We start from the raw sequence: 11,534 nt of genomic DNA, 5'->3' as shown, positions 1-11,534 counted from the left end.
AAAGAGAGCAGAAACAGCCGATAATGACTGTTTCTGCGGGTTGTGAGGCACTCGTTTTAGAACTGAGTATTCAAGCTAACAAAGAATGTCCGGCCCGGCTCATTGTATGTTGCCGCCCCAGCACCGGCGATATTCGCCACATTCTGGGCATTACCCGCCCGGAATTGGCGCTTATCAAACAGGTTTTCGATGCCGGTGGTAACACTGACATTTTTGGTCACGGTGTAGCTGGTGCTCAGACCAAAGACAGCATATGGACTGACTTCATTCCGCGCTGTACCGGTGACCGGCAGCCCCTGATAGTCATATTTCTTCGGTTTTTGACGACCATACCAGGTCACCGTCGACAGGAAGGACAAATCGTCCGTTGCCTGCCAGCTCACAGAGCTATTCAGGGTAAACTCAGGGGTTATCGATAAGTAATCGCCCGTGGTTTTGTTCTTCGATTCCAGCATGTAGGTCAGGTTGCTGCTCCATTGCACCGTATCGGTGACGGGAACAGTCAAGTTACCCTCCAAACCTTCCACCAAGGCTTTCGGCACATTCTCCCACTTGAAAATATCAGAGTTAGCATAAGCGCCGGTTCCGCCATTGGCGGTGCCGAGAGATATCAAGCCCGGCTCAATCTTATTGCGATAATCATTACGGAAGTATGTAATACCGGCAATAATGCCCTCATTATCGTGGAACTCGAACCCAATCTCTTTATTCACACTGGTTTCAGCAGATAAAGCGTCATTCCCCATCAGATAGCAACTGCCGCCACCGCCATAGCACCCCTGACCACGGCTATATAACAGATAGTTAGGGTTAGTTTGATAGAGATTTGGCGCTTTATAAGCACGCGCTATCCCCATTTTCATGGTGAAGTAATCACCCAGCTCCTGGGACAGATTCAGACCTGGGCTCCAGTTACTGCCCGCGGTGCTGTGATGGTCAAAACGCAGCGCAGGGGTGAGCATGGTGGTATCCGTCAACTCGATATTATCTTCAACAAAGACCGATGCTATCTGGGCCGAGGTGCGGGTATTGCGCCCAGTGCCGGTTAAGCCACTGACACTCCCCCCCTCAGTCGTCGTTTGGGTATTTGAGGTCGGGTCATTCATTTTCTGGTCATTCCATTCGGCACCGACAGTCAGCACCTGATTCACCCCCCACTCAAATGGCAGGTTAATCTCGGAGTGAGCCAAATAGTTGTCCAACTTAATCGTGCTGAAGCTGTTATTAGAGAAAATGCCTTCAGTCCCGCCCGCCAGCCCCTCATTAATGCGCGAGTTGCGTGTATTTTCATACTGAACATAGGAGGTGGTGCTAACACCGCTATCCCAAAAACCACGGTGGGTTAGCGAGAAATTATCGCGATACATCACATTGGTTTCCGCACCGTATAAACTGCGGACAATGGCATTGCTGTTGGTGTTTTGGGTATCACCTGCGTAAATATTCCCCTGGCGACTATAACCTGCCTCAAACTCCAGAGATTGGCCTACCGCGAAGTCCCAGCGCAGTAACCCATTGATATCCTTATTACGTACCCCTTCACGCCCGGCCGGTAATGTTCCTGCCTGATTACCGGTTCGAGCCGATTCATGGCCTGCGTTGATATCCCAATCATCAGCATCAGTTTTATTGTATCCGCCATATAAACGGAAGCTGAGCGTATCACTGAGTGGCCCCATCAAACTGAAGTCGGTACGGCGGGTAGCCCCTTCTTCACTGTGCTGCGGCAGGTTCATGTAAGCATTCCAGCTACCGTGCAGCTCTTTATCCGGCTGTTTGGTGATGATATTCACCACGCCACCGGCGGCACCATTGCCATAGCGAGCCGCGGCAGGGCCACGCAATACTTCGATTTTTTCGACCATATTGGCGGGCACCCAGTTGGTATCACCACGGGTATCGCGCTCGCCACGCCAGCCATATCGCACCGCATTGCGGCTTGAAACCGGAATGCCGTCAATCATAATTAGTGTGTTTTCTGGCCCCATACCGCGAATATCAATCTGGCGGTTATTGCCGCGCTGGCCACTGGCTGAGTTACCGGAAAGGTTAACACCGGGCATGGTACGGATAATTTCGGACAAATCATTGGCAGGTGGGCGTTTGCGGATATCTTCCGCGGTAATCGTTGATGCGCCCAGAGCTTGACGAACTTGCTGTTGGGCCGTCACCACCAACTTATCGCCTGATGCCGTATTGCCCTCTGCTGCTGTAGTGTGTGTTTTTTCTATCGCGGCTGTATCAGACTCCGCCGGAGTGGTATCTTGTGTCTGCGCCCAAAGCGGAGTGGAGATACACAGGCCAATTAAGCTCGCCAGGGTTGTCAGAGAGCGCCGCTGCCATTTTACTTTCATTACACTTTCCCCGATGCAAAAGCCCACAACAAATGTCAGCAGAGGAAAATCTCTACCAATCTATTCATGGAGCAACAAAAACGAACAAGATTGATAATTATTTTCATTATCAATTCATCTTGCTAATTGTTACATTTGCCATCAGAAAAAAGGTTTGTGTAAACAGCAAAGCTCTTTGTCAGAACGTCAATGTCAGTGGAGAATTTGTTATGCCGGCGGTGAAAAGAAATAATTTACGCAATGTGTCCCCCTCAGCTAAACCCATTTACCGTGACCAAATTGTGCAGCAGTCCAATTTAGTTGCCAGTGATTATCAGTTGAGCGGAGCGAAATCATTGCCCACTGACCCGGTATTATATGGCGATTTTCAGGTGTTGCGCTTGAACCCACACCTGATTCTGCATACCGCCAACGTCACTAATCTCTATGATATTAAAACGCAAAATCGGCTCAATCCCGCCCTGAAGCTGGCGATGGTGGTTAGTGGTAGCGCGCATATCTCATTTGGCGGTAAGCAACTGCATTTGCAGGAAAAAGGCGATGCCTCTCTGGTGTCATTAACGGAAAACACCCTATTTACTCGCCACGGTAAGAACAACAGCCATGAGCGCACTCTAACACTCACCTTTGACCGCGAATGGTTGTATGGTGATTTACTGCCGCAAGCTGGCGGTTGGGACGCGCTGTACAACTTTACTCAGCAGCATTTGGCGATTCATTTGTGGCGTCCATCCATCAATGCTCAAGCCATCGCCCAGAAAATAGCCAGCGCCGCGCCTTTTTCAACGCCACTGGAGCGGTTACAGTGGGAAACTCAATGTATCGGTTTGATTATTGAAGCTTTTAGTTCACTGGAGCAGCAAGCCCAACAACAAAATAAAATGTCATTACGGGGCTTGAACCGTGTTCAGCAAGTACGCGATTGGTTGGAGAGTGGCGAGGCCGACCACTTATCAATGAGTGAGTTAGCGCGCTTGGTGAATATGAGCCAAAGTACATTACAGCGGCGTTTTCGCGAAAACTACAACATTACAGTATTTGAATATTTGCGCCATTGCCGCTTGAAACGCGCTATGTTGGCCCTCCAGAAAGAGGGTATCAGTATTGATCAAGCGGCCACTATTGCCGGTTATACCAGCTCGGCGAATTTTGCTACCGCACTGCGCCGAACATTTAATCTCACCCCCAGCCAAATTCGTGAGGGTATCTATCCTTAATTAGCAGCATAATAAATTATTCATGTTCAGAAATTAAATTATCTATTATATAAAATAGAATATACATATCACCTTGATTTAAACTACCTTTAGATATCGGCTAACAATAGGCAGTTATATATATAGCTAATGGGTTATTCAAATGATTAAGAGGTGAATATGAATTCAGAGGTAAAATCATTAACCATTCTGTGTACATTATTATTGACTAACACTGGCTATTCCCGCGAAGTCAAACCTGTATGGCAATCTAATAAAGAAAGTTGGTCAACTTATCAATCACGACATTGTAAATGGGAACAAGGTATTACGTGTAGACATGTCCCCCAGGATCAGGGGAAAACGCCCCCCCAATCTGCCGAAGATGTTGCTCTTGAAGTCGGTATCGGTGTATTGACCATGGGGCCAACGCCGCAGCCGAGGGGGTTCAAAGTCGGTATTGGGAGCAAGCCTATCATGCGTGGCGTCAAGCCGAGAATTGTAGTATCACAACCTCCGCCGCGGATAAATATAAATACTGAGCGAGTGCCGCTGCTCTCACCTAGCCCCAAACCTAAACCCCAAATCTCAGGCCGGTTACAGCGGATAAACGGTAAAATTGGAGTTTTAATGGGAGATAGTAATCCCCCGACTTTAGGGGAACCAAGCACTAAAAGAGTCAAACTAGAATTATTGCAAAGCCAGAATAGCTCTCATTCTACAGAGGTATATGACATTGAAGGAGAGATAGCGCTAGAAAAAAACAAAATAGACCGATTAAAACTCATAAAACAAGATGAAGTTGCCAATATAAAAGAAGAAATTGAGAGTATATACAGCAAACAAACATTAGATAACAGTGAGTTAGATATTGATGATGAAATTAGACGCTATAATTCAACCTCAGTGCATGAAAGAATAAGTTTCAGAGAATACTTTGCCGTTAGAAATTATCAGGAGGGCAGATTTGTAGCGATAAATAATGCGCTGAGAAGTGGAAATATAAGTGATGAATTAGATGTTGAACTATCCGAAGTATATACCGCATTAGATAATCATTCTGACATTAATATTTCACTAAAAGAGGATGGCTATATTCCTGCTGAAGAAGATACTATTATATCCGAAGTATACCGCGGTGAAGTCAGAGAGCGTAATGAATTTTTATCTGCGGTAGAGCCTGAAGAAACTATTCAAATAGACTCTTTTTTCAGCACCACGGAGGATGAAGATACCATTATTCAATTTAATAGTGACGATTTAGACGATGGGCAAGTCAATGTAAAATATACCATAAAATATTATATTGGGCGTAGCAACAGCACGGATATCAGTGAATTGCTTGATGAACCAGACGAAGAGCGCATTTTTTTACCTAAGAGCCGCTTCTTGGTTACTGATGTAGAGGAGTCTGCAGACGGCTCAACTTTCGCAGTTAGCCTGCTTGCCATCACTGATGAGCCACCAACATCGCCGTTTCAGCTTAACTAACAAAGCGCTTTTATAACTCAGGGAATTAGCTCAGGGAAATAACTATATTTCTTATTCAATCAGCGCCCGGCGCACAAGTGTATATTGATATTAAAAATCATCTCGCCCGACAAAAAAACGGCTCCCTTATCAGGAGCCGCTTTAGCAACCACATCAGCAATGAGAAATTATTTCTTTTTCGCTTTTGGGTTAGGTAAGTCGGTAATGCTACCTTCGTAAATCTCGGCAGCCAGACCAACAGATTCGTGCAACGTTGGGTGGGCATGGATGGTCAATGCGATATCTTCCGCATCACAACCCATCTCGATGGCCAGACCGATTTCACCCAACAATTCACCGCCGTTAGTCCCAACAATGGCACCACCGATAATGCGGTGAGTCTCTTTGTCGAAAATCAGCTTGGTCATACCATCGGCGCAATCAGAAGCGATAGCACGGCCTGATGCCGCCCACGGGAAGGTGGATGTCTCGTAGCTGATGCCTTTTTCTTTTGCTTCTTTCTCGGTCAAACCCACCCATGCGACTTCTGGCTCCGTGTACGCAATCGATGGAATAACTTTCGGATCGAAGTAATGCTTCATGCCAGAGATAACTTCCGCGGCAACGTGGCCTTCGTGAACACCTTTATGGGCCAGCATTGGCTGACCGACGATATCGCCGATGGCAAAAATGTGCGGCACATTGGTGCGCAGTTGTTTATCAACATGGATAAAACCACGTTCGTCAACTTCAACGCCAGCCTGACCTGCATCCAACAATTTACCGTTAGGGACACGGCCGATAGCAACCAATACCGCATCATAGCGTTGTGGTTCTGCCGGTGCTTTTTTGCCTTCCATCGTGACATAGATGCCGTCTTCTTTGGCTTCTACTGCGGTCACTTTGGTTTCCAGCATCAGGTTGAATTGCTTGCTAATGCGTTTGGTAAAGACTTTCACTACGTCTTTATCAGCCGCCGGAATAACTTGGTCGGCCATTTCAACAACATCAATTTTTGAACCCAGGGCATGGTAAACCGTCCCCATCTCCAGGCCAATGATACCGCCGCCCATCACCAGCAGACGTTCTGGGACCGTTTTCAGTGCCAGTGCATCAGTTGAGTCCCAAACACGTGGGTCTTCATGAGGAATAAATGGCAGTTGGATAGGGCGAGAACCGGCCGCAATAATCGCGTTATCGAAAGTGATGGTCGTTGGGCCATTTTCACCCTCAACAACCAAGGTGTTCGCGCCAGTAAATTTACCCAAACCGTTAACCACTTTGACTTTACGGCCTTTAGCCATACCTGCCAAACCACCGGTTAACTGATTGATAACTTTCTCTTTCCAGACACGGACTTTATCAATATCAGTCTTAGGCTCGCCAAAAACGATACCGTGTTCAGCCAATGCTTTGGCTTCTTCGATAACTTTAGCAACGTGCAACAGTGCCTTCGAAGGGATACAACCCACATTCAGGCAAACACCACCGAGAGTGGCATAACGCTCAACCAGAATGGTTTCTAAACCTAAATCCGCGCAACGAAAAGCAGCAGAGTACCCTGCTGGGCCTGCCCCAAGTACCACGACCTGAGTTTTAATTTCAGTACTCATCATGACCTCTTAATTGTTTGTCCGGCGGGTCTGACATCATTTTTTAGGCTAATTAATTTCATAACGCCCCCATCCACCGCGACGTTCTTGCCTATTCCTGGATACAGACACTTTCAGGGATACTGACACGCGGCAAGTTTACAGAATTGTTAACAAACTGAAAAGCCGCATCACGTGACGAGTGTCTCAACAACCTTGTCGACTAATGTAACAGCCCGACAAACTCGGTATATAAGTGTCTTTATCTGTCTGTATAACAACAAGGCCGGCACGAAGCCGGCCTTGACGATTACATCACCAGACGGCGAATGTCGGATAACATGTTGTTGATGATGGTGATAAAGCGCGCACCATCAGCACCGTCAATCACACGGTGGTCAAAGGAGAGTGACATTGGCATCATGAGACGCGGAGTGAACTCTTTACCGTTCCAGACTGGCTCTATCGCAGACTTGGAGACACCGAGGATAGCCACTTCCGGCGCATTAACAATCGGCGCGAAGTGAGTTGTCCCGATACCACCTAAGCTTGAGATAGTGAAACAACCGCCCTGCATTTCACCAGCGGTCAGCTTGCCATCACGCGCTTTCTTGGAGATAGCCATCAGTTCACGGGACAATTCAGTGATGCTTTTCTTATTCACATCCTTGAATACCGGAACGACCAGACCATTTGGCGTATCTACCGCCACGCCGATATTGATGTATTTCTTCAGCGTCAGTTTCTGGCCATCTTCGGACAGTGAGCTGTTGAAACGTGGCATCTGTTCAAGAGCAGCAGCAGCGGCTTTCATGATGAACACCACTGGAGTGAACTTCACGTCCAGCTTACGCTTGGCGGCTTCGTCGTTTTGCAGCTTACGGAACGCTTCCAGATCGGTGATATCAGTTTTGTCGAAGTGAGTCACATGCGGGATCATCACCCAGTTGCGGCTCAGGTTAGCACCAGAGATTTTCTGGATACGCCCCAATTCCACTTCTTCGATTTCGCCGAACTTGCTGAAGTCCACTTTCGGCCAAGGCAACATACCTGGCAGACCGCCACCAGTCGCAGCCGGTGCTGCTTCTGCGCGTTTGACCGCATCTTTCACGTAAGCCTGAACGTCTTCGCGCAGGATACGGCCCTTACGGCCAGTCCCTTTCACTTTCGCCAGATTCACACCGAATTCACGGGCCAGACGACGGATAACCGGCGTGGCATGCACGTAGGCATCATTCTCAGCAAACTCGCTTTTGCTGGCTGCCGGTGCGGCGGCCGCTTTAGCCGGTGCTGCAGCAGGAGCCGCTTGCTGAGCAGGAGCCGCGCTAGCGGTAGCAGCAGGAGCCGCACCTTCGACTTCAAACACCATAATCAGAGAGCCGGTTTTCACTTTATCGCCGGTGCTGATTTTGATCTCTTTCACCGTGCCGGCAAATGGTGCTGGCACTTCCATTGAGGCTTTGTCGCCCTCAACGGTAATCAGTGATTGTTCAGCGGCCACTTTATCGCCCACTTTCACCATCACTTCAGTCACTTCAACTTCGTCACCGCCGATATCAGGCACTTCAACATTTTTAGCCGCAGAAGCTGCTGGTGCTGCTGATTGCGGAGCTGGAGCTGAAGCGGCCGCAGGTGCTGCGCCTTCCACTTCGAACACCATGATCAGAGAACCGGTTTTCACTTTATCGCCGGTGTTGATTTTGATCTCTTTCACGATACCCGCGAAAGGAGCAGGGACTTCCATGGAAGCCTTGTCACCTTCAACAGTGATCAGCGATTGTTCAGCGGCAACAGTGTCGCCCACTTTCACCATCACTTCAGTGACTTCAACTTCGTCATCACCGATATCTGGCACTTCAACGTTTTTAGCCGCTGATGCCGCTGGCGCTGCCACCGGAGCTGCTGCCGCTGGCTGCTCTTCTGCTTTGAGAGGAGCCGCTGCACCACCTGCTGCTTCGAAGACCATAATCAGTTTGCCGGTTGCGACTTTATCGCCCACAGCAATTTTGATCTCTTTAACTACACCCGCCTGCGGTGAAGGGACTTCCATGGAAGCTTTATCACCCTCAACGGTGATAAGCGATTGTTCCGCTTCTACGGTATCGCCTACTTTCACCATAATTTCGGTGACTTCCACTTCATCTGCACCGATGTCTGGTACGTTAATTTCAATAGCCATTTGTTCTTTACCTCTTATGCCAGACGCGGGTTAACTTTATCGGCGTCGATACCAAACTTAGTAATTGCTTGCGCAACTACGCTGGTGTCGATGTCACCGCGTTTAGCCAATTCACCCAGAGCGGCAACCACAACGTAAGAAGCATCTACTTCAAAGTGGTGACGCAGATTCTCACGGCTGTCAGAGCGGCCGAAACCATCGGTACCCAGAACGCGGAACTCGCTAGCTGGAATGAAGTTACGAATCTGTTCAGCGAACAACTTCATGTAGTCAGTTGAAGCAACCGCTGGTGCGTCATTCATCACCTGAGCCACATAAGGAACACGCGGCGTTTCGGTTGGATGCAGCATGTTCCAACGCTCACAGTCTTGACCATCACGAGCCAGTTCAGTGAATGAGGTTACGCTGTACACATCAGAACCTACGCCGTAGTCGTTAGCCAGAATCTGCGCCGCTTCACGCACGTGGCGCAAAATAGAACCCGAGCTCATCAACTGCACTTTGCCTTTGCTACCTGCAACAGTTTCCAGTTTGTAGATACCTTTGCGGATACCCTCTTCTGCGCCCTGCGGCATGGCTGGCATGTGGTAGTTTTCGTTCAGCGTGGTCAGGTAGTAATAAACGTTTTCCTGCGCTTCGCCATACATACGCTCGAGGCCATCATGCATGATGACTGCCACTTCATAAGCATAAGCTGGATCGTAAGAGATACAGTTCGGGATAGTCAGTGACTGAATATGGCTGTGACCATCTTCGTGTTGCAGACCTTCGCCGTTCAGTGTGGTACGGCCTGAAGTACCGCCGATCAGGAAGCCGCGCGCCTGTTGGTCACCCGCCGCCCAGCACAGGTCGCCGATACGCTGGAAACCAAACATTGAGTAGTAAATATAGAACGGGATCATTGGCAGGTCATTGGTGCTGTATGAAGTCGCAGCAGCCAGCCATGAAGAAGCGGCACCCAGTTCGTTGATACCTTCTTGCAGGATCTGGCCTTTTTCGTCTTCTTTGTAATATGCCACTTGCTCACGGTCTTGCGGGGTGTACTGCTGACCATTCGGGCTGTAAATACCAATCTGACGGAACAGACCTTCCATACCGAAAGTACGGGCTTCATCGGCGATGATTGGAACAATGCGATCTTTAATCGATTTGTTCTTCAGCATCACGTTCAGCACACGCACGAAAGCGATAGTGGTAGAAATTTCTTTATTCTGCTCTTCCAGCAAGGAGCTGAAATCTGACAATGCTGGAATTTCCAGTTTCTCAGTGAACTTAGGCATACGCGTTGGCACATAGCCTTCCAGCGCCTGACGACGTTCATGCAGATATTTGTACTCTTCAGAATCTTTCTCGAAGGTAATGTATGGCAGCTTTTCGATATCAGCATCAGCCACCGGCACATTGAAACGGTCACGGAAGTGGTGAACCCCTTCCATGTTCATTTTCTTCACCTGGTGAGCGATGTTTTTACCTTCCGCAGTTTCACCCATGCCGTAACCTTTAATGGTATGGGCCAGGATAACCGTCGGTTTGCCAGTGGTTTCTTGTGCTTTTTTCAGTGCTGCAAAGACTTTCTTCGGATCATGACCACCGCGGTTCAGCGACCAGATCTCGTCATCAGACATGTCTTTCACTAATGCCGCAGTTTCTGGGAAACGGCCGAAGAAGTGTTCGCGCACATAAGCGCCATCTTTGGATTTGAAAGTCTGGTAGTCGCCATCCAGAGTTTCATTCATCAATTGGATCAGTTTACCGCTGGTATCTTTACGCAGCAGCTCATCCCAACGACTTCCCCAGATGACTTTCAGAACCTGCCAGCCAGCACCACTGAAGATACCTTCCAGCTCATTAATAATCTTGCCGTTACCTGTTACCGGGCCATCAAGGCGCTGCAAGTTACAGTTGATAACAAAGACCAAGTTATCCAGTTTTTCACGGGTCGCGATGGTGATCGCACCTTTAGATTCTGGCTCATCCATCTCGCCGTCACCTAAGAAGGCGTACACGGTCTGTGCTGAAGTGTCTTTCAGACCACGGTGAGACAAGTATTTCAGGAACTTGGCCTGATAGATTGCACTGATTGGGCCCAGGCCCATAGAGACAGTCGGGAATTGCCAGAACTCAGGCATCAATTTCGGGTGCGGGTAAGAAGACAGGCCCTTACCGTCAACTTCTTGACGGAAGTTATCCATCTGTTCTTGTGTCAAACGGCCTTCAAGGAAAGCACGTGCGTACACGCCCGGAGAGATGTGGCCTTGGAAGTAAACCAGATCGCCGCCGTCTTTTGGGTTACGAGCACGGAAGAAGTGGTTGAAGCAGACTTCGTAGAAGGTCGCGGAAGACTGGAAGGATGCCATATGGCCGCCCAAATCCAGATCTTTCTTCGATGCGCGCAACACGGTCATCACGGCATTCCAACGGATAGCAGAACGAATGCGACGTTCCAGATCCAAGTTGCCAGGGTAAGCGGGTTGATCTTCTACTGCGATAGTGTTGATGTAATCACGGCTGGCTGAACCAGCTGCAACACTCACACCACCTTTACGGGCTTCGCCCAAAACCTGATCAATCAGATACTGAGCACGCTCAACACCCTCTTCACGGATGACCGATTCGATCGCCTGTAGCCAGTCGCGGGTTTCGATCGGATCCACGTCATTATTTAAACGTTCTGACATGGTGGTATTCCTTATCTGTTTCTAATGGTTTATTTGGAGCCTATCTTCCTGTGCTTTAACCCGGG

6 protein-coding genes are annotated in these 11,534 nt (G+C 48.7%); 2 read left to right on the top strand and 4 right to left on the bottom strand.

Annotated elements, in window-relative coordinates; translation table 11 throughout:
- Positions 1-56: 56 nt before the first annotated feature.
- Positions 57-2,354, bottom strand: coding sequence for a TonB-dependent siderophore receptor (locus D5F51_RS04370; RefSeq protein ID WP_025379486.1), 2,298 nt, complete (start codon positions 2,352-2,354; stop codon positions 57-59).
- Positions 2,355-2,563: 209 nt separating this feature from the next.
- On the opposite strand from D5F51_RS04370, the gene D5F51_RS04365 reads away from it, so the two are divergent.
- Both D5F51_RS04365 and D5F51_RS04360 read left to right on the top strand, forming a co-directional pair.
- Positions 2,564-3,571: a helix-turn-helix transcriptional regulator gene (locus D5F51_RS04365; RefSeq protein WP_129195719.1), complete on the top strand. Its 1,008-nt coding sequence runs from the start codon at positions 2,564-2,566 to the stop codon at positions 3,569-3,571.
- Between the two features lie 159 nt (positions 3,572-3,730).
- Entirely contained in the window at positions 3,731-5,041 is a 1,311-nt protein-coding gene (locus D5F51_RS04360) for a hypothetical protein (protein ID WP_129195718.1), read from the top strand.
- A gap of 167 nt (positions 5,042-5,208) precedes the next feature.
- Here the strand turns inward: D5F51_RS04360 and lpdA are convergent, their stop codons facing one another.
- The 3 genes from lpdA to aceE form a co-directional block, all read right to left on the bottom strand.
- Positions 5,209-6,633: a dihydrolipoyl dehydrogenase gene (gene lpdA / locus D5F51_RS04355; RefSeq protein WP_005156808.1), complete on the bottom strand. Its 1,425-nt coding sequence runs from the start codon at positions 6,631-6,633 to the stop codon at positions 5,209-5,211.
- Between the two features lie 289 nt (positions 6,634-6,922).
- Positions 6,923-8,791, bottom strand: coding sequence for a pyruvate dehydrogenase complex dihydrolipoyllysine-residue acetyltransferase (aceF, locus tag D5F51_RS04350; RefSeq protein ID WP_129195717.1), 1,869 nt, complete (start codon positions 8,789-8,791; stop codon positions 6,923-6,925).
- Between the two features lie 14 nt (positions 8,792-8,805).
- Positions 8,806-11,469 carry a pyruvate dehydrogenase (acetyl-transferring), homodimeric type gene (gene aceE, locus D5F51_RS04345; protein WP_129195716.1) on the bottom strand — a complete coding sequence of 888 codons (2,664 nt, stop codon included), beginning with the start codon at positions 11,467-11,469 and terminating at the stop codon, positions 8,806-8,808.
- Between the last annotated feature and the right edge of the window lie 65 nt (positions 11,470-11,534).

Origin of the sequence: Yersinia hibernica, assembly GCF_004124235.1 — a bacterium.
Taxonomy (GTDB): Bacteria; Pseudomonadota; Gammaproteobacteria; order Enterobacterales; family Enterobacteriaceae; genus Yersinia; species Yersinia hibernica.
Note: the sequence above shows the minus strand (reverse complement) of the source record. Positions and strands in the feature narration are given on the sequence as shown.

Excerpts from the sequence above, each read along its gene's own strand:
- aceF (WP_129195717.1), bottom strand. The coding sequence starts at position 8,791 with ATGGCTATTGAAATTAACGTACCAGACATCGGTGCAGATGAAGTGGAA.
- D5F51_RS04370 (WP_025379486.1), bottom strand. The coding sequence starts at position 2,354 with ATGAAAGTAAAATGGCAGCGGCGCTCTCTGACAACCCTGGCGAGCTTA.
- D5F51_RS04360 (WP_129195718.1), top strand. The coding sequence starts at position 3,731 with ATGAATTCAGAGGTAAAATCATTAACCATTCTGTGTACATTATTATTG.
- lpdA (WP_005156808.1), bottom strand. The coding sequence starts at position 6,633 with ATGAGTACTGAAATTAAAACTCAGGTCGTGGTACTTGGGGCAGGCCCA.
- D5F51_RS04365 (WP_129195719.1), top strand. The coding sequence starts at position 2,564 with ATGCCGGCGGTGAAAAGAAATAATTTACGCAATGTGTCCCCCTCAGCT.
- aceE (WP_129195716.1), bottom strand. The coding sequence starts at position 11,469 with ATGTCAGAACGTTTAAATAATGACGTGGATCCGATCGAAACCCGCGAC.